An 18,493-nucleotide genomic window follows, 5' to 3' on the forward strand; every position below is an offset into this window, starting at 1 on the left:
TGGCCTTTTCTGATAGGGAAATGGTCAGTTTTTTTAATTGTAGCGAGAAATCGAGGGAAAAATGGATAACGCGGTGAAACAAAACAAAGTACAATCTTTGTTCTTAGGATTACAACATGTGCTAGCGATGTATTCGGGTGGTGTGTTGGTGCCTTTGCTGATTGGAACAGCCTTGAAATTTTCGGCGGCACAGATGGCTTATTTAATTTCAGTGGATATTTTAATGACTGGTGTGGCAACATTGCTACAACTGAAGCGAACGCCATTAACTGGTATTGCCATGCCCGTTGTGCTTGGTTCAGCCATTCAATCTGTATCACCCTTGATTAACATTGGTAGTACGCTAGGCATTGGTGCAATGTATGGTGCAACCATCTCTGCCGGCATTTTTGTTTTTCTAATTGGTGGGCTCTTTGCCAAATTGCGTGCTTATTTTCCGCCAGTTGTCACCGGTTCTTTGATTACAGTGATTGGTTTTACATTGATACCGGTTGCCTTACTGAATTGGGGTGGCGGTGATGCGAGTGCCAAAAGTTATGGTGATTTAAGCAATTTATTGGTTGGTTTAGTCACGATTATCATCATTTTAGGTTTCATGTTGTTTGCTAAGGGCTTCGTCAAAGCAATTGCTATTCTATTAGGCATTATCTTAGGTACTGTGTTTGCAGCCTTTTTAGGTAAAGTATCACTTGAACCTGTTGCTTCAGCTGCTTGGGTGCACGTGCCAACGCCATTTTTCTTGGGTGTTCCGACATTTCATACGTCAGCCATTATCACAATGATTGTGATTGTATTAACGAGTATGATTGAATCAACGGGTGTTTACTTTGCGTTAGCTGATTTGACTGGTCGTAAGCTAAGTGCACACGACATGGCCAATGGTTATCGAGCCGAAGGTCTAGGGGTCATTTTGTCTGGTATTTTTAACACATTTCCCTATTCAACCTTCAGTCAAAACGTTGGTGTGGTTAGACTTTCAGGCGTGAAAACGAAACAACCCATTTATTTTGCAGCAATCATTTTAATTATTATTGGTTTGCTACCAAAGTTTGGCGCATTAGCAACGATAATTCCAAGTGCTGTATTGGGTGGTGCAATGTTTGTTATGTTTGGGACGATTGGTGTGCAAGGTGTCAATATTTTACGCCATGTCAACTTTGATTCTGAGAAAAACTTAGTGATTGCGGCGTTATCAATTGGTGGTGGTATTGGTGTGACGGTCTACCCACAATTTTTCCAGCATTTGCCACAAACTATTCAACTGATTGTGACAAACAGCGTGGTCGTGACATCAATTTTAGCAGTGGTCTTGAACATGATTCTTAATGGTAAAATTAATGACGACGGCGAACAAGTAATGGATGGTAAAATAGTTGAAAAGGGGTTAGCACAATGAAATTGTTAGAAGAGCGCATTCAAAAAGATGGTCGGGTATTAAATGAAGACGTCTTAAAGGTCGATTCATTTTTGAACCATCAAATTGATCCAGAACTGATGCAAGCAATGGGACAAGAGTTTGCGCGTTTATTTGCTAATGAGAAGATTGATAAGGTCCTAACGGTTGAAACTTCTGGTATTGCACCAGCCGTTTTTGCTGGATTGGCGCTACACGTACCAGTTGTTTTTGCACGTAAAAACAAGTCATTAACGTTGCCAGATAATGTGTGGACTGCTGACGTCTATTCATTTACTAAGCAAACAACCAATCATATCATGATTGACAAGCGCTTTTTGACAGCAGGCGAGAATGTGCTCATTATTGATGACTTCTTAGCTAACGGTCAGGCGGTTGATGGTTTACTGACAATTGCCCAAGACGCTGATTTACATGTTGTTGGGGCTGGTATTGTCATTGAAAAAACTTTCCAAAAAGGACGCCAGCTACTAGATGAGCGAGGCATTCATGTGGAAAGTTTGGCGAGAATTAAAGCTTTTGTCAACGGTCAAGTTGAATTTCTATAATTGGCTGGCAATTTTTGCGAAATGTTTATGCCATTTTAGGACATCAGCACGATTTTCATGTGCTGAACGAATCAAATAAAATGAGCGATTAAAATTGCTATTTAAAGATTGATAAGGAACGCCATTGGGCAGTGTTTGAATACTGACAATCGACTTACCAAAGTTTTCCGCCAGCATTTTGACAATCACGTCGTTGTTGGCAATGGTTAAAAAATGGTCGGGCACAATGTCTTCTTGTTTGAAATATTGCTGTGTATAGTGGTATACACCAGAACCCTTTTCACGCACCAGCCATAGATCACTGTTAGGATTACCCGCTAACACTAACTGGTCGGTAGCAATGGCTTCACGCACAATAAAATCATGTGTAATCGGCTTTTCAATTAAGCCAATATCAAACTGATGATTCAATATGCCAGCTAGAATTTCCTCGGAATTATGCATTTCGATTTGGAAATCAGTGGTATTGAAATCATCTTTTTTAATATGAGCTACTATTTTAGGCAATAAGACGGTTGCTGAAGTTTGCGAGGCGCCAATCTTGATAGTGGTCCGTCGATTTTGAACAAGACTATCGGTGGTTTTTTGCCAATCATCTAAAAGCGCTAGCGCGCGTTGATACAACATACGGGCATTAGTTGTCGGTGCTAATTCAGTACGGCCATTTCGGTCAAATAGGGTTGTTTTTAACTCGGTTTCCAATTGTTTAATATGGACACTGACGTTGGGTTGCGAGATAAATAATTGGTCTGCTGCCTTTGAAAAAGACCGCGTTTCATAAACTGCAATGAAGGTTTGTAATAATTTGAACATAGTCCATTCCTATTAGTTTTTTTAATTGAATACATTATAAATATTTATTTTACAAATAGCAAACACGGGGGTAATATTAATTGTATTATAAGTTTAAGGATTGACGGGAGAAAACATGAAAATAAAAGCAAATATGGTATCGGGTATTATCATTACCTTAATTTTGTCTTTTGTCGCTAAAATTTTGGCGAATTGGTTACCTTTTTTGGGCGCAGAAGCGATTGCGATGTTGTTAGGTATTTTACTAGGCAACACTGTGTTAAATCGTGATTCATTTGCACCGGGGATGAAATGGGCGGAAAAATATCCGATTGAAATTGGTATTGCTTTGATGGGACTGACCGTAACATTGCGAACCATTGAGAATTTGGGTATCAACGGGTTGGCCTTTATTCTAATTCAAATGACATTAACAATTGTGATTGTGCTATGGATGGGTGGCCGACTGTTTAAGGTCAGTGATAAGTCAGCCATGTTAATGGGAGCTGGCAATGCGGTTTGTGGTTCAAGTGCTATTGCCTCGGTGGCGCCCGCCATTGGTGCCAATGATGATCAACGGCGAACAGCAGTTGCGACTGTTAGTTTAACTGGTGTGGTGTTGTTGTTATTGCTGCCAGTTGTTGGCCCACATTTAGTTGGCAATCATAATTTATTATTAGGTGCATTAGTTGGTGGTGTTGTTCAGTCAGTGGGTCAAGTTGTTGGAACGGCGGCCTTGATTAACCCAACAGTTGTGACCTATGCGACTTTGTTTAAAATGCTGCGGGTTATCTTGTTAACAGTCGTTGTTTTGGTATTTGCTAAGATGGCACAAAAGCGCGATCAAGGAAATGGCGAAGCAAAAGTTGCTTCAAAAGGAGTCAAAATCCCTTGGTTTATCATTGCTTTCGTTATTTTATTGTTAGCCAATAGTTTTTTGCCAATGCCACATTTGCTGACGTTAGGGGCAAAAGAAGTTTCTGGTTTCTTTGGTGTTGTTAACTTAGCAGGAATTGGACTAAACTTGAAACTGGATATTATTAAGAAATCTGGTAGCAAGTTCTTGAGTTATGGTTTGGTCACAGGTTTCGTACAAGTTGTTTTGGCGGTCATTTTAATTCATGTTTTGTTTTAATCGGCCCGAAAGGGAATGATCCTCTATCTCTGCGTTATCAGCGCAACGCTCTACCATTGAGCTACAAGCCTATGATGAAGATGTTTCATGTGAAACATCTTTTTTTGTTAGTCGACTTCGACAGTCACGGTACCAAAATCGTCACTAAATTGTGCTGACCAAGTACCAGCCGTCAAAGAGGGTGGTAGTAAAAATGTGCCGGTTGAAGCATGTGTTCCCGCAGGGAATTTTTTGCCTTGTGAAAATAATTTTCCTACTAACCACTTCAAAGAGAAAACAGGGTTGCCAAGTACTTCAGATCCTTGACCACTGGCTACTTCTTCACCATCGTGGGTGAGAACAGCTTTTACATCAGCTAGTGTTTTGAGCGTCAAGTCAGCGCCGTCACGTGCCGTTCCATAAACAACAGCACCACCAACAGCAGTGTCACTCAAAACCAAATATTTATCTAACTTTGGAAACCAATTGGCAAAGCGCGCGTCCGGCAATTCCAGTGCTGGTGCGACAGTTGTGTGTTGTAGCAATTCTTCCGGCGTCATGTCGGGTGTGAGATCTTCTTTGGCTGTGAAAAGCATTTCAACTTCCACAAGCGGTTCATTATAATCACTCAGGTGAAATTTGGTATTAGAAGGTAAGAATTTGTTAGCAAGTTGACCACCATAAAGTGGGGAATCTGAGTCGAACATCGCTTGTGTTTCAGGTGATGTCAAAGAAACTTTATAGCCGGCGACTGGTTCACCTTTTTGCTTAAGAACGGCATCTTGTACTTGATATGCCTCTTCAAAACTGTTGACAACGCCAACAAAAGCGTCGCGGTCAAGTGGCGTATTGGTGGCGAAAGCCTGATATAAATGGTTAGCTAATTCTTGTGATGTCGTCATAATTTTCCTCCGAGATATTGTGCTACCCAAGGGGGTAGTCACCGTGCTATGGCAAATAAAAAATCTCATTTAATAGCAGTTACGCTATCAAATGAGATTTAGGTCACTTGAAACCGTAACGACAGGCATACAGCGAGTCGTTACGCAAAATAACAACCCGATTACTAAATAATAATAATCGCGTTGATAATTGTGTTGTTTACTTGTGAAGTCATTTGCTTGTTCATGTGCTTAATTATAAAACAATAAAAAAAGAAAAGCAACGTTAATCTTACTTTTCTCATTTTATAATCATTTTTCGATATGATTTGGCAGATATTTTGTGAGGTCTTCCTCGCTCATAAAAGCCCAAACTTTGTCACCATAAGTGACTTGTAAGTGATTATCCTCGCGCATTAGTGTTTTAAAGCCAAGCTTGTGCGCTTGAATATAAGTTTTTTGTAGGTTTTTTGGTACAAAAACAAAATTATCTTTGGCTTGTTGACGTGCTTTTAAAATGGCTTGCCCACGCGTTACAGCGTAGGTGGTGAGTGAGTCATTTTTAATGAAGCTAGCGAGACGAGCACCAATCGTTTGTTTTGGATCATCTAATGCCGTTTTGGCATAATCTAACGCCTGATTAAAATCGTCACGCAAATCAGCTGGTGATACGGCAACAATTTCTGCTAAGCGTGTCAACAAATTACGAGTGTGTTGGGTAGCTGTGCTGCTGAGTGGTTCATCTGGGTGTGCCAATGCTACAACATGATTAAAGGCGCGTGCACCTTCGGCAGTGTGTTTTGGCCAAGGTTGTGGGTTAACAATTGCGTCGATAATCAGCAGATGTAGAAAACTCAAAGCGGTTTGGGAGATACCGTCTAATGAGAATGGATCTGTATCAAACATTCTAAATTCCATGTAATTAGCGCCATTTTGGATTAAATCTTCAATTTCTCCAGGGCCTTTAAGTCGGACTGGACCGTAAAACTCGCTTTTGTCATAGAAATCACCGTTGGCGATGTATTGTCTAATTTGGCGAATGTGGGTTTCAAAATCTGAATAATCCACTAAAATTTCAGGGCGATTGGCAAAACCAAAATCACTGGCGCGCCAAGAACGTACTGGTTGGATATCGAGTCGATTATTGGGTAAGTTGTCAGCACTATTTTCAGTGACAGGACTTGCGCCAAATAGATAGGTTAGCAGCCAACGATAACCAGTGACTTGTTGAGCAATTTGGAAATATAGTCGATTTTTGGCAGCTGGATAGGATTGAATATGATGTTGGGATCCAAACCAATCAATCAAATTATCAGCTGGTGAATAATTGACATGCACGCCGGTCATAATGTGTTGATAATAACCATAGCGAGCGATTAATTCTTCACGATATTCTTGATACCATGGGCGTTCAAAGTGTGTCAATAAGAAGTCAATATCGTCTTCATTGAGATGAGGTGGCATGGAAAGTGGCCAAATGATTTCATCTTCTGATAGTTCATTGCTCAAGATGGTTTGCAATTCATGTAGATGGGCTAAAGCATCCTTTGAAGCATGTTTTGGTGCGGTCACCAGCTCTTCTTGACTTTCTGAAAAATCAGTTTGGAAGTAAGGATTGGTTTTTCGAGTGCCAAGTTGGCGTGAGTGAGGATGCTGCGATAACCGCGGTTTTCCTAATTGGACGCGGTGTTCTTCAATTTCGATTCCAAAGCGCCCAGCAAATAATAGGTCAAGGAGATGATTGCGTTTTAAATGGTCAAGATTTTCGGACATATAATGTTACCCCAACAATGATATTTACCTCATTTTACCGCATTTACGTTTTAAAAGGGTGAAATATGTATTTTAGAATAGGCGTTTGATACGACTTTTGTAATCGAAATATTTGTATTAAGATACGCCCCAAACTATAATAAGGGTATGTTATTCAAAGATAAAATTTATCAATACGTTCCGGCTAAAGTGCCGGATAATGTAACGATTTTTCGTGATGTTGATTATGCTAGTGGTGCGCGTCATCAGCTTGATATTTACCGACCAAAAACGCAACATACAGTGGGGGTTATTGTAGATATTTATGGTGGGGGCTTATTACGTGGGGAAAAGTCTTCTTACAAGTTACAACCAAGTTTGCGATTTTTAGCTGATCATTACGCCGTTGTGAGTCCAAACTATTCACTCAATACCGTTCACACGAATCATTTTCCAAATCAAATTGCTGAAATTCGCGCGGTACTGTCATTTTTAGTTGCGCATGCCGAAACGTATGGGTTAAATATGACTGAGGTGGTGTTGATTGGTGAGTCAAGCGGTGCTCAACTGGCTGTTTTAACTGCAGCCAGTATTTCGGGTAGTGTTATGTTAGGTGAAAAACCGGCAGGTGCGACATCTGGTGAGCTACCTGAAATTTCTCATGTAATTGGCTTATACGGACCTTACCAAGTTGACCAATTTGTGCCACAGTTTGAAAAGTTAGGCATAACACCAAAGTTCACCGAGACTGGTTCAAAGTTGTCATTTGAAGGCATTATGTTAAATAATCAGCGACCAGCTGATGTGCCAGAACTGGTCGCACAAGCGAATCCGGCAACTTATTTTAGTCAAAAAATGCCACCGCTTTATTTGTTGGCAGGTACGGCGGATGACGTTGTACCGTATTTACAAAGTGTCAAATTAGCGCAAGAATATGACGATATCGTTGGTCAATCAGCCAAAACAACTTGGGTGTCTGGTGCTCACCACGGACCCAGTGATTTTGATACTGATGATATTTATCAGCAAAAGTTAGCGTTTATAAGACAATAAAAAAGATTGATGATTTAATACATCAATCTTTTTTTATTATGGACGATCAGTATCATCTGGTGTGACGTCTTTTCTCGTCTGGTCAGAATAATAGTGAGATTTTGTTGGTGCATCAGGCATTAAAATCCATGCTAGGATATAAACCAAAATGCCTGGGAACGCGGTTGAAAAGAATGATACAACCACGAAGATGACGCGAACGAGTGTTGCGTCCCAACCAAAATATTCAGCAAATCCGCCGAGAACACCACCAATTAAACGATTACTGCGTGAACGCGTTAATTTTTTATTTTTAGCCATGATGAAATTTCTCCTTGTTTAATGAATAACTTTTTGAACGACTTCAGCAATATAGTAACCAATGTAGCCCCAACTTAAGAACGCGTGCCACAAAGTTGACCACCAATCGTGAGATGTCGCAAATTGAATGCCGCCAGCTAATAGGAAACCAACGCCGTAAGCTTGCAGGCCATGATCGTGGCCTACGTGAATGTGATTGTAGTGTTCTTTCATGTGATGATGTTGTACGACTGACCGTACACTCCTTAATAAATTTTAACAGTGCCCGAATTAGCTTGCGCTTCGATGGCAAATTCGGGATCTGTTCCAACGAATCCGCGTTTATAGCTGCCATTGTTTTGGTCAAAATGAATATTGCTGCGTTCAACAGAAACACTGCCGGAATGCGCTGATAATTCAAAGTTGAAATCTTGATTGTTTGGCGCGGTAACGCGAATTGAACCCGAATTGGCTTTTAAGGTTAAATCACGCGTCAATTTTGAAAGGCGTAACCGGATTGCGCCCGAGTTAGCTTTAAAGTGACCGCCGCCAACAAAATCGTCAATACGAATTGAACCAGAATGTGCCGACACAGTGGCATCATTGATGACAGTTTTTTCTAATTTGATACTGCCTGATTTATTCTCAATTTCAGCAGTTTCAAACTTAACATCGCTGGCTTTGATCGTCCCAGAAGTGACCCGCCATAGACCACTTTTGGCTGTAATATGTTGTGCTTTGAAACTGCCAGAATACACACTGACGTTAAATTCTTCAAGTGCAACGCTATTAACATATAAACTGCCTGAGTGGTTGATTGTCGTCACTTTTCCAGTGCTGAAGTTCTGTGGTAAGCCAATTTGAATCGCAGTCTTGACATGGAAAAGCATTGGATGGTCGCCTTGTGAAATCAGAACATGATCATCTGTTTCTGAGATACGGGCAAAGTAACGGGCATTGTCACGACTGAAATATTCATCAACCGTGATTAAATCAGTTTTGTCATTGGTATAAAAACTGACGCTGGCGTCTTTGTAGTCAAAAATGAATGGTTTGTCGCTCGTTGGAATCGTGATATTATGATGTGCTTTGGTCCAGAAAGGTTCCTCAAGCGTATGTGTTTCAAAATTATAGTGACCTTGATCACTTTCAAATTGATAATACTTGTCACCAACTCGTGCACCTTCGTGATCCACGTGCAGCCAGTCGCCAAATTGCACTTTGTCGTGTTGACCGTCAATGACAATATCGTCACCAAGGCGAACCCCTTTGCTGTTAATATGAAGATTACCAATGTGTACGCCTTCATCAGAGATATCTACAAATGACCGTTTGCTGTTTTCGGTTGTATCTTCCTGCTCATCTGATTGTGTATCATCTTTGGTTGTTGATTTTTGTTCGCTTAATTCTTTCAAAACAGTATCAATATCACCGAGCTGATCAAAAGTATCATCCAATGCTTCGTCATGAGAACGGTCAGTTTTGGCAAAGTCTTGATAAGCCTCAATTAAATCAGCCACTAGTTCCTCTTTAAACTCGGTTAGCTGAGTGTTAGGTGTATATTTTGAAAAAATAACATCTAAACGTGTTCTGATTTCCATTTCTATTGATGTCATAATTCGATTCTCCCACTAATCAGATTGCTGATCACTTTTTTAGCAAATCGCCATTCATCTAGCGCCGTGGCTAGGTGCTGTTGACCTTGTGAGGTGATGCGGTAATATTTTCGACGTGCACCTTGTGTTTCGTCACCCCAATAGCTCTCAATGTCACCCAGCTTTTCTAGCCGGCGAAAAGCAGTATAAAGGGTTGCTTCATTGAGTTCATATTGTTGGTCGGATAATTGTCGAATAGATTTTGAAACTTGATAACCGTAAGAATCACCTTGATTTAAGATATTCAGAATAATCGTATCAGTGTGACCTCGAATGAGATCTTTTGATATTTCCATAGTAAATTACCTCGTATGCTTATATAATATAACAAACTACTATGCTTGTCAAAGTAATTTGTTTGTTTTTACAAAAAAATCATATTTTCTGTGTATAATAATGATCAAAAGGAGTTAGTCTTATGACACAACAAACAACACAAAATAACCATCCTCATACGCGGTATCCTGATTTGGCTGGGAAAACCATTGTAGTAACTGGATCGTCGTCCGGTATCGGTGAAGCTATCGCCAGACATGCCGGTGCTGAGGCAATGAACGTTGTCGTTAATTACTTAAACGCCAAAAAAAATGTCGTTGACGGATTGTTACAATTAATCGAGTCTGCTGGCGGTCGGGCGGTTGCGGTGCAAGCTGATGTTGGTACTGAGGCGGGCATTCAAGCAATTTATGACACCGCAATTCAACATTTTGGTGAGATTCATGTTTGGGTTAATAATGCTGGGTTTGAAATACAAGAAGCGACGCATTTGGTGAGTTATGATGATTGGCAGCGGGTATTACACGTTGACATGGATGGTGTATTTCTAGGGTCAAAAATTGCAATTAATCATTTTTTGACGCACAAAATTCAAGGTAACATTATTAATATTTCGTCGATACATGATACGATTCCGTGGCCAACATACGCGTCGTATGCCACAGCGAAAGCAGGGGTGTTGATGTTTACCAAGACAACTGCCTTGGAGTATGCTGAACGTGGTATCCGAATTAATGCGATTTCGCCGGGAGCTCTTGATACACCAATTAATGCAGAGCGGTTTAAAAATCCAGCCGTCAAGCAAGAAACGACTAATATGATTCCGATGAAAAAAATTGGTGACCCGATTGACGTGGCTAACGCGGCCATGTGGTTAATTTCCAAAGAGGCAAGTTATATTACAGGAACGACACTTTACATTGATGGCGGGATTACCTTATATAATGAATTTCAAGGTGGTAAAGGTTAAAAAAAGCCTTGTGATTGCTCACAAGACTGTACTCGTATCATTAACATGCTGCGTATCTCTTAAACCACGTAGGCTTTGATAGAATGAAGCATTGACTGCTAAGAAATAAGGTGTGGTAAAGATAGCCAAAATGCCACCAGTTAGGGCTGTCAAAATTGACCAACCAATCAAACTTAAACTAAGCAAGAAACGACGTCCCTTATAACCATTCATCATCTCAGCTGATGCTTTCAAATATTGACGTGCTGTACGAATGTCACGATTGTTTTTGACATCATCACGGTAAATTAAGATTGCCTGTGAATAGCTAAATGACTTGATAATACCAGGAATAAAGAATAACAATGCCCAAAGCATTGAATAGATGGCACGAATATAAGCAATTTTATAAACTGTCCCATTGATTAGTGTTAAGCCACCAATGAAAGGCTTGACGGGTTTCTCGTCTTCTTCAGACCAAGTAAGGAAACCAACGGTCGAGCTCTCTGCAAACATTTCAATTAAGGCAATGAACAATGCTAAAATTGCAAAGACAATGATTAGGCTGATTAAAACAGCGACAATAATTGTGATAATGGTACCAGCATCAAACGCTACACTTTTACCAATACTGCCACTAGTTGATGTGACAGTATTGGCATTGCGTAACTGGTCTCTTGCAGTGGCAGCACTACTGCCAAATTCTAAAATAACTGGAATAAGTGCTAGCAAAAACGCTGCCCCAAAGCTTTGCGTCACGCGCGACCAAGCTGCGTGTTTAATTTCTCGAATTGAATTCATATCAGTTCTTCCTCTGACTTAATATATTCAATTATAACATAGTCGAAAATAGTCACAAAAATACTACCAGTTAATTAAAGATTAAAAATTACTATTTAGAATGAAATTCTGGTATAATAAAAATATTCATTACGTTGATAAAGGCAATATTAGGCGTGTATCAGAAAGTTAGCGGTTGCTGTGAGCTAATCCGAAAATATTGTTGAGTTACACAACGTTTAGACAATGACGTAGGCCGCGATAAGGCAATATTAAGTGGTGAGTCCGATGACTTACAATTTAGGTGGTACCACGGTGAAAATCGTCCTATTCTATTCAGATTAGGGCGATTTTTGCTGTTAAAAATGGTTTTAAAATAAGGAGATACTGATGAATTTTATTGAAGACTTGAAATGGCGTGGCGCCCTCAACCAAGTAACGGACGAAGCCGGTTTGTTAGAAGCAATGAGCAATGACAAGATTGGTGCTTATGTCGGAACTGACCCGACGGCACCATCACTACACTTGGGACATTTGATTCCATTTATGGTGCTAAAGCGTTTCCAAAATGCTGGTGGTAAAGCAGTTATCATCATTGGTGGTGGGACAGGCGCTATTGGTGATCCACGTCCGACAACTGAACGTAAATTGTTGTCACCAGAGCAACTCGCTGCTAATGAACAAGGCATTACAGCGCAAGTGACGAAGTTATTTGGTACTGGCGACACACAAATTGTTAACAATAACGACTGGTTGGGTAAGCTGACACTGACGGACTTTTTGCGTGATTATGGTAAGTTATTCTCAATTAATGTCATGTTGAAAAAAGATGTCGTTGCTTCACGTTTAGAAACGGGTATTTCATTTACTGAATTTACCTACCAAATTCTGCAAGGTATTGATTTTCATGAATTGTGGCGTCGACACAACGTTCAATTGCAAATTGGTGGTTCAGATCAGTGGGGCAATATCACGTCCGGGATTGATTTAATTCATGCAATTGAAGGTAACGAAGCAAAGGCGTTTGGCTTGACCATTCCTTTGATGACGGACGCAACGGGTAAGAAGTTTGGTAAGTCTGAAGGCAATGCCATTTGGTTAGATGCTGAAAAAACGTCACCCTATACGTTCTACCAGTTCTGGTATAACCAAAGTGACGCTGATGTTGTGAAATACCTCAAATACTTTACTTTCTTATCGGTTGATGAAATTAATGAACTTGAAAAAGTGTCACAAGAAAATCCGGGTGCGCGTGAAGCACAACGTCGTTTGGCGCAAGAAGTGACAAAGTTTGTTCATGGACAAGCTGCTGTTGAAGAGGCAGAACGTTTGTCCGCAGCTTTGTTTAGTGGTGATGTTGCTGACTTGTCAGCTGATGAAATTGCGGATGCCTTTGGCGGTGTACCAAGTTTTGAGATTGAACAAGCTCCTAAAAATATCGTTGATTTTTTGGTTGATGGGCAGATTGAAAGCTCTAAACGTCAAGCCCGTGAAGATGTAACCAATGGTGCCATTAGAATTAATGGGGAACAGATCAAAGACCTTGAGGCAGTGATTGATCCTGCAAGTCATTATGACGGTCAATTTGTGTTGGTGCGTCGTGGTAAGAAAAAGTATTTCTTGGGTAAAGTACAATAACTTTTAGCATGGCCAACTTAACGGTCGTGCTTTTTTGAAAGGATAATATCATGAAAATTTTAATGTATAACGCCGTAGCGGATGAATTGCCATACGTTAAGCAGTGGTCTGAAAAAACGGGGCACGAAGTGGTCACAATCGACCAACCACTCAACGAAGAGACCGTTGATCGTGCTAGTGGTTTTGATGCAGTCTCAACACAACAAACGACATCAGTTAATCCACCAGTTTATGAGCGATTATCACAACTTAATATTAAACAAATCGCCTTGCGTCAAGTGGGTTATGATGTTTTTGATTTGCCCGCCGCCTTTGCCAATCATGTGCGCTTATCAAATGTTGCGGCCTACTCGCCACGTGCCATCGCTGAGTATACGTTAACGCAGTTATTTAATCTGATTCGTCATAATAAAAAATTCGATCGTGCTATGGCACAAGGGGATTACACTTGGGCAGCCGGTGGACAGGCGCGGGAAATTCATGACCTAACAGTGGCAATTATTGGTGTGGGTCGCATTGGTACTGCTTTGGCAGAAATGTTGCACGCGCTTGGCGCGCAAGTATTGGGAGTAGATCCCGTTTACCGCGCTCAAAATGAACCATTTGTAACGTATACGACATTAGATGAGGCGTTGCGTCGGGCCGATGTGATTAGCTTTCATACACCATTAAATGATGAGACACGTGGATTGGCAGATCGCGCATTTTTTGAAAAAGTACAGCCGGGTACCATCATGTTGAATTTTGCACGTGGTGAAATTGTTGATATGTCAGCTTTGGAATTAGCACTAGCCAGCGGTCAATTAGCGGGCGCTGCCTTTGATGTGGCACCAAATGAAAATGACTTCATGGACCAAAAGCAAACAGTTGATGAATTGCCAGAAAATATCCAACGGTTAGTGGCTTATGATAACTTTCTGTTGTCACCACATATCGCTTTTTACACGAATACGGCGATTAAAAATATGGTTGAAATGGCACTAAATGATGCAGTCATCATAGTAAATGGCGGTTTCACCGAAAATGAAATTTTGAGATGAGCTGTGTAAGCCCAAAAAGAGCGCAACTAGCAGTATCGTTGATAATACAGGGTTTTCAAGCACAAACGCAACCTGTTGTTGCGCACGTTTGCATTGCTAGTTGCTGATTTGATGGCTTTAATTGCTAGTATTGGCCAGTGATTTGAATGATAATGACAGTATCAAATCAAGAGGAGAGCGGATACATGGAATTACAATTTCCAAATCAATTAAAAAGGTTCAGGACAGACAAAGGTTTGTCACAAGAAGATGTAGCCAAACAGCTTTATATTTCGCGACAAGCAGTTTCACGTTGGGAATCAGGCGATGCGACACCTGATTTGCCTAATTTGATTAAATTAGCAGAAATATTTGATTGCTCACTCGATACATTGGTTTTGGGTATTACACCACAGACTGACAGTATTGAGGATAAAATTGATCATAGTGAATTTACTTTTGATCCACGGCGAGGAGAATATATTCGCAGGAGGCGAGACGGAATGAATTTTTGGGAATTTATGTCGTCTTATTGGTGGGCATTGATTCCTATCATCGCCGTTTTGGGTGGTGTTTTACCAGATATTATTGACTCGATTAAATCTCTGTTTAATTGAATATTACAACTCTGAACTGCAATAACTAAAAAAGAATGATTATTGGCTAACAATAATCACTCTTTTTTGTCGACGCTTAAAGTTTAATGTCGTTTTGTAAAAATGGTAGCTTATCGCGTAGGAATGGGGTTACCCAGCGGTCCAAACCAATCTTTCCTGAGTTGTAACCACCAATTAACAGCAAAGCACCAATGAAAATAAAGGTTGGATTCACTGATACAACGCCGGCGCCAAGGTATGAAAAATTCATAACGAGACCGAAGAAGGCAGCTGCTAAGGTTAGCGTACCAAACACCAAGCCTAAGCCAACTAGCAATTCACCCCAAGCGACTAAAAATGAAAAGGCAGCTGTTGATTGACCATGATTGGTCGCAACGTTTAAGAACCAATCATACCAAGGGAAAGCAGCTGTTTTATCTGGGGTTAACACAGGGTTTTTAATGGCACCCATAATCAAACCAGATGCATCGAAACCACCTTTGGCTGTGATTTTTCCCCAGCCATCAAGTGTCCATTGGTAGCCTAAGTAAACGCGTAAAACCGTCAAAATTCCCATTGCAATTTTGGAATTGCGTAGCCATTGAATCATAATATTCTCTCCTAATATCTACAATTTCTATCCGTAATACCTATTACAATTAGTAAGTATACAGAGTGTCTTGTGAAATGTCAAACAATTTGTTTTCAGCTTTAAAATTTCGTGATTATTGCGTAAAAATGTTTTAAATTGACGCTACTTTGTTAGTCAAATGTGACTGAATCATGATTGAATTTTTCACAAAGTAGTCACAATAAGGTTAACTTTTTTCGATACACTTGAAGTAATGAACGTGAATGGGGATAGAATATATGGTAAAAAATCACGTAACCAATTTAGATGAAACTTTGATGGACGATCAAGCCCGTGGTAGCGCTGCTGAGGTTTTGGCAGATATGACAGAATCAGGACGCAGTTTGACTAAAGCAGCAACTGACGCTAAAAAACAAATCGCTACACGAGAAGGCTGGACTTGCACAGTCTTGCAACCTGCTGAATTGCGACAATTTGCTGGTGGCCTATTACGGGGTATTGATGATTTTGCTATGCGACGTCAAGTTGCTGAAAATCCTGAATATTTAACGCTTTATCATCAATTAATCACAGAGGTAAGTGCACTTGGAGATAAAAATTCGGTTGATCAAGTTTCATCTCATTTAAAAAAGTTGCGAACTTTGGTTGAACAGTTATCACTTTCTCAAAATGTGACGGCTACTCAGTTGCGTCGTGTCGCGGCTGATATTTTAGCTGCATTTGAACCGGCCAAGGGCGATCCATTGCTCGCTGCACAATATAATGCTTTAAGGGCTGGGTATACAACACCAAGAACACTTACCATGGATGAATGGCGTCAGTTGATTAAACAGTTTCATGACGTGTTGCCACAGTTTAAACAGGAAATGCGCGGTTATTTATTTGACGTTTTAGCTGAATTACACGAGCAAGTGGTTTATTATGATGCTGAAAGTTTGCCTGAAGTTGTGGAATTTTTCCAAGAAATCGATATGATGATCCATACAGCAGCTAGACCGTCAGACTTTATTGGCGTGATGGCGCGTTTTGATGATGTGGAAGGTGTCATCGCGACGATGATTACCCAAGATGCCTCTTTAGAGCGCATAAGAGAATTCACACATAATATTTTAGAATCACTAGACGCAGCAATGGCTGCGGGAATTGCATTGACAAGCGCTGGACAAGAAACACTAGCGATATGCAAAAATGACTTTGAACAAGAAGACTTGGATCGCGCGCAATACTGTAATCTCGTCAAGAGATTACAGAGTATTCGTTTGTCTTGATGCGTTAAAATAAAATTTTAGGTTGACAGTAAATGTAAAAGATGTTTTACTATAAGTGTAAAACATGTTTTACATTTTTGTTTTGTAGGGGAAAAAGATGAAAAATTATATCAAAGATTTTAGATCGACCAATAAAATATCTCAGGCAGAACTAGCAACCTTGACTGGCGTGACACGGCAAACAATTAATGCCATCGAAAATAATAAGTACGATCCGTCACTCAAGCTTGCTTTTGATTTGGCTAATATTTTGCATACGTCGGTTGATGAATTGTTTGTTAATAATGTGGAGGAATAATAATATGAGTGATAGTAAAAAAATAGTCCGTTTTACGTTCTGGATGAACAAAATGTGGCAAATAGGGTTTGTTTTGTTTTCTATTTTGATGATTAATAATATGCGCCAAACAGCCATGGTGACAATATTAGTGTCAGTTTTAGCATCCCTCTTTGAGATGATTTATGTCTCAAGAAAATATCATGTTCAAGTGTTCAACCAAAAAGATGAATTGTATTTTGCCAAGGATGAGCGGGATCGGGACATTGCACTTAAAGTGCATAGTGCGCTCATTAATACTTTTATTTTGCTAGTTATAGCATTGTGGATACTATTAAGCATCTTATGGGGTATGAATAGTTTGTCAATGGCAGTATTATTTTATGTTTTAAATGGCTGGATTGCCTGCGCATTTATCATTCCGGATATTCAATACTATATATTGTGGCATAAATATGATCAGCAATAGCCTATCAGAAAAAGCAACTAATGGATAACGAAGCGACGAAACGCTTGCTATCAATTAGTTGCTTTTTATCGTTAAAAGTTATTTATTGGTGCTTTTATGATTAACCCACAGTAGCAAACCAGCACAAATAAAAGACCACCATGGGTTGCCCTTATTCCAAAGTAGGCAAATGATGCCGAATAAAAATGACATAATAGGCAGTATTAATGTATAAATAGAACCCATGTCACCAGCAATATATTTTTGCCATTTGTACTTTAGTCCCAGAGTGCTGTTCCTATCAAACTCTCCAATATTATCTAGTGTCATTGCGATAGCAATAAACACGAATAGAAATGGTATATAAAATATGCCTAAATGGACGATATCTAATACATTAGCAATAAACAACAAGAGTAAGATGAAAAAACAAAGCTGTAATTTCCAGTATATTTTTTTCATATTCACCGTTACATACTTTTTTTCCAAATCTTCGCGCATACCAGTATCTTCCTTGAGTAAAGTATCTAAAGAAATCTGATAGTAATTGCTTAATTGAATTAAGCTAGAAATATCCGGATAAGTTTTTTCATTTTCCCAACTAGAAATAGTTTGCCTAGTAACATAAAGTTCATTTGCGACATCTCCTTGTGTTAAATTCATATCTGATCGTGCTTTTTTTAGCCGTTCACCAAACCGCATAACTTGTCCTCCTTTGTTTTAGATATAGTCTGAATGTAAACTGTAAATAAGGCAAGCAATGATTCATTGCTTACCTTATTTAGGTGGAGGATAAGCACTAATTTCTAGTCACTCTGATGCTTAATTCTTGTAATGCGCGTACATCGTCTAAAGATAATTCTGACTTAGGAATATAAATTGCGCGCCGTTTTAACATTAGCACGTATGGCACTTCCAACATTAGGTGAATGACAAAATGATTGTCAAACTCTAAAACGTACAGAAATTGCCATGATTGATTGACAGGAACGTTATCTTTGGGCCATTGAAAGCCGTTTTGGTGATAATCAGCAAATAAAACTTACTAACATTAAAGGTGAAGATTAATCTCGACGGAGATAGTCTTCACCTATTTTTGTTTTATTCTAAAATAGGTTGTGAAGCATAGGTCGTAAGGCTTTTTGGCACTAGATGTCGTAAA

21 protein-coding genes and 1 tRNA gene are annotated in these 18,493 nt (G+C 39.7%); 11 read left to right on the top strand and 11 right to left on the bottom strand.

The features are described 5' to 3' along the window. The first annotated feature begins 61 nt into the window (after positions 1–61). On the top strand, positions 62–1,396 hold the full coding sequence (locus FF105_RS09625) for a nucleobase:cation symporter-2 family protein (protein ID WP_139967743.1): 1,335 nt from the start codon (positions 62–64) through the stop codon (positions 1,394–1,396). After that, the gene (locus tag FF105_RS09630; RefSeq protein ID WP_010292525.1) at positions 1,393–1,962 is read left to right on the top strand and encodes a xanthine phosphoribosyltransferase; all 570 of its coding nucleotides are present in this window, start codon (positions 1,393–1,395) and stop codon (positions 1,960–1,962) included. The genes FF105_RS09625 and FF105_RS09630 overlap by 4 nt, the downstream gene beginning before the upstream one ends. Here FF105_RS09630 and FF105_RS09635 read toward each other — a convergent pair. After that, entirely contained in the window at positions 1,957–2,775 is an 819-nt protein-coding gene (locus FF105_RS09635; protein WP_290046733.1) for a LysR family transcriptional regulator, read from the bottom strand. The genes FF105_RS09630 and FF105_RS09635 overlap by 6 nt on opposite strands. Before the next feature lie 115 nt (positions 2,776–2,890). On the opposite strand from FF105_RS09635, the gene FF105_RS09640 reads away from it, so the two are divergent. Continuing rightward, positions 2,891–3,889, top strand: coding sequence for a YeiH family protein (locus FF105_RS09640; protein WP_010292528.1), 999 nt, complete (start codon positions 2,891–2,893; stop codon positions 3,887–3,889). Here FF105_RS09640 and FF105_RS09645 read toward each other — a convergent pair. The 3 genes from FF105_RS09645 to FF105_RS09655 form a co-directional block, all read right to left on the bottom strand. Further along, positions 3,890–3,960: transfer RNA gene (locus FF105_RS09645), tRNA-Ile, on the bottom strand. A 36-nt stretch (positions 3,961–3,996) separates the two neighbouring features. After that, a complete protein-coding gene (locus tag FF105_RS09650) occupies positions 3,997–4,770 on the bottom strand; it encodes a 2-keto-4-pentenoate hydratase (protein ID WP_010292529.1) in 774 nt (257 codons plus the stop codon). A gap of 291 nt (positions 4,771–5,061) precedes the next feature. Beyond that, the gene (locus FF105_RS09655) at positions 5,062–6,522 is read right to left on the bottom strand and encodes a glutamate--cysteine ligase (RefSeq protein ID WP_010292531.1); all 1,461 of its coding nucleotides are present in this window, start codon (positions 6,520–6,522) and stop codon (positions 5,062–5,064) included. 147 nt (positions 6,523–6,669) lie between these two features. Between FF105_RS09655 and FF105_RS09660 the strand changes: the two genes are divergently transcribed. Next, positions 6,670–7,554: an alpha/beta hydrolase gene (locus FF105_RS09660; protein WP_010292533.1), complete on the top strand. Its 885-nt coding sequence runs from the start codon at positions 6,670–6,672 to the stop codon at positions 7,552–7,554. Positions 7,555–7,590: 36 nt separating this feature from the next. Here the strand turns inward: FF105_RS09660 and FF105_RS09665 are convergent, their stop codons facing one another. The 4 genes from FF105_RS09665 to FF105_RS09680 are packed head-to-tail and all read right to left on the bottom strand — an operon-like array spanning position 7,591 to position 9,784. Beyond that, positions 7,591–7,854 carry a PspC domain-containing protein gene (locus FF105_RS09665; RefSeq protein WP_010292537.1) on the bottom strand — a complete coding sequence of 88 codons (264 nt, stop codon included), beginning with the start codon at positions 7,852–7,854 and terminating at the stop codon, positions 7,591–7,593. Positions 7,855–7,872: 18 nt separating this feature from the next. Then, a complete protein-coding gene (locus tag FF105_RS09670) occupies positions 7,873–8,067 on the bottom strand; it encodes a hypothetical protein (protein ID WP_004915105.1) in 195 nt (64 codons plus the stop codon). Between the two features lie 32 nt (positions 8,068–8,099). Beyond that, positions 8,100–9,449 (bottom strand): DUF4097 family beta strand repeat-containing protein, encoded by a 1,350-nt coding sequence (locus FF105_RS09675; protein ID WP_010292540.1) that lies wholly within the window; start codon positions 9,447–9,449, stop codon positions 8,100–8,102. Next, on the bottom strand, positions 9,446–9,784 hold the full coding sequence (locus tag FF105_RS09680) for a PadR family transcriptional regulator (RefSeq protein WP_010292543.1): 339 nt from the start codon (positions 9,782–9,784) through the stop codon (positions 9,446–9,448). Before FF105_RS09680 ends, FF105_RS09675 begins: the two co-directional genes overlap by 4 nt. 122 nt (positions 9,785–9,906) lie before the next feature. Between FF105_RS09680 and FF105_RS09685 the strand changes: the two genes are divergently transcribed. Continuing rightward, positions 9,907–10,734, top strand: coding sequence for a glucose 1-dehydrogenase (locus FF105_RS09685; protein ID WP_010292545.1), 828 nt, complete (start codon positions 9,907–9,909; stop codon positions 10,732–10,734). Positions 10,735–10,752: 18 nt separating this feature from the next. On the opposite strand, the gene FF105_RS09690 is transcribed toward FF105_RS09685, so the two are convergent. Next, positions 10,753–11,514 (bottom strand): DUF975 family protein, encoded by a 762-nt coding sequence (locus FF105_RS09690; protein WP_010292547.1) that lies wholly within the window; start codon positions 11,512–11,514, stop codon positions 10,753–10,755. Positions 11,515–11,883: 369 nt separating this feature from the next. On the opposite strand from FF105_RS09690, the gene tyrS reads away from it, so the two are divergent. The 3 genes from tyrS to FF105_RS09705 all read left to right on the top strand — a co-directional run bounded on the left by tyrS (position 11,884) and on the right by FF105_RS09705 (position 14,767). Continuing rightward, positions 11,884–13,131: a tyrosine--tRNA ligase gene (gene tyrS / locus FF105_RS09695; protein ID WP_010292550.1), complete on the top strand. Its 1,248-nt coding sequence runs from the start codon at positions 11,884–11,886 to the stop codon at positions 13,129–13,131. A 50-nt stretch (positions 13,132–13,181) separates the two neighbouring features. Continuing rightward, complete coding sequence (locus FF105_RS09700) at positions 13,182–14,171, top strand: D-2-hydroxyacid dehydrogenase (RefSeq protein ID WP_010292554.1); 990 nt, start codon at positions 13,182–13,184, stop codon at positions 14,169–14,171. A 185-nt stretch (positions 14,172–14,356) separates the two neighbouring features. Next, on the top strand, positions 14,357–14,767 hold the full coding sequence (locus FF105_RS09705) for a helix-turn-helix transcriptional regulator (protein WP_010292557.1): 411 nt from the start codon (positions 14,357–14,359) through the stop codon (positions 14,765–14,767). Between the two features lie 76 nt (positions 14,768–14,843). Here FF105_RS09705 and FF105_RS09710 read toward each other — a convergent pair whose 3' ends face one another. Continuing rightward, positions 14,844–15,356 carry a DoxX family protein gene (locus FF105_RS09710; protein WP_010292560.1) on the bottom strand — a complete coding sequence of 171 codons (513 nt, stop codon included), beginning with the start codon at positions 15,354–15,356 and terminating at the stop codon, positions 14,844–14,846. Between the two features lie 260 nt (positions 15,357–15,616). On the opposite strand from FF105_RS09710, the gene FF105_RS09715 reads away from it, so the two are divergent. The 3 genes from FF105_RS09715 to FF105_RS09725 all read left to right on the top strand — a co-directional run bounded on the left by FF105_RS09715 (position 15,617) and on the right by FF105_RS09725 (position 17,352). Beyond that, positions 15,617–16,606, top strand: coding sequence for a hypothetical protein (locus tag FF105_RS09715; RefSeq protein WP_010292563.1), 990 nt, complete (start codon positions 15,617–15,619; stop codon positions 16,604–16,606). Positions 16,607–16,703: 97 nt separating this feature from the next. Continuing rightward, the gene (locus tag FF105_RS09720; RefSeq protein WP_004910360.1) at positions 16,704–16,904 is read left to right on the top strand and encodes a helix-turn-helix transcriptional regulator; all 201 of its coding nucleotides are present in this window, start codon (positions 16,704–16,706) and stop codon (positions 16,902–16,904) included. 4 nt (positions 16,905–16,908) lie between these two features. Continuing rightward, positions 16,909–17,352, top strand: a complete 444-nt coding sequence (locus FF105_RS09725; protein ID WP_010292567.1) for a hypothetical protein — start codon at positions 16,909–16,911, stop codon at positions 17,350–17,352. 78 nt (positions 17,353–17,430) lie between these two features. Here the strand turns inward: FF105_RS09725 and FF105_RS09730 are convergent, their stop codons facing one another. After that, entirely contained in the window at positions 17,431–18,033 is a 603-nt protein-coding gene (locus tag FF105_RS09730) for a helix-turn-helix domain-containing protein (protein WP_004910362.1), read from the bottom strand. Between the last annotated feature and the right edge of the window lie 460 nt (positions 18,034–18,493).

It is taken from the genome of Leuconostoc sp. UCMA20149, from assembly GCF_030400235.1.
Taxonomy (GTDB): Bacteria; Bacillota; Bacilli; order Lactobacillales; family Lactobacillaceae; genus Leuconostoc; species Leuconostoc pseudomesenteroides.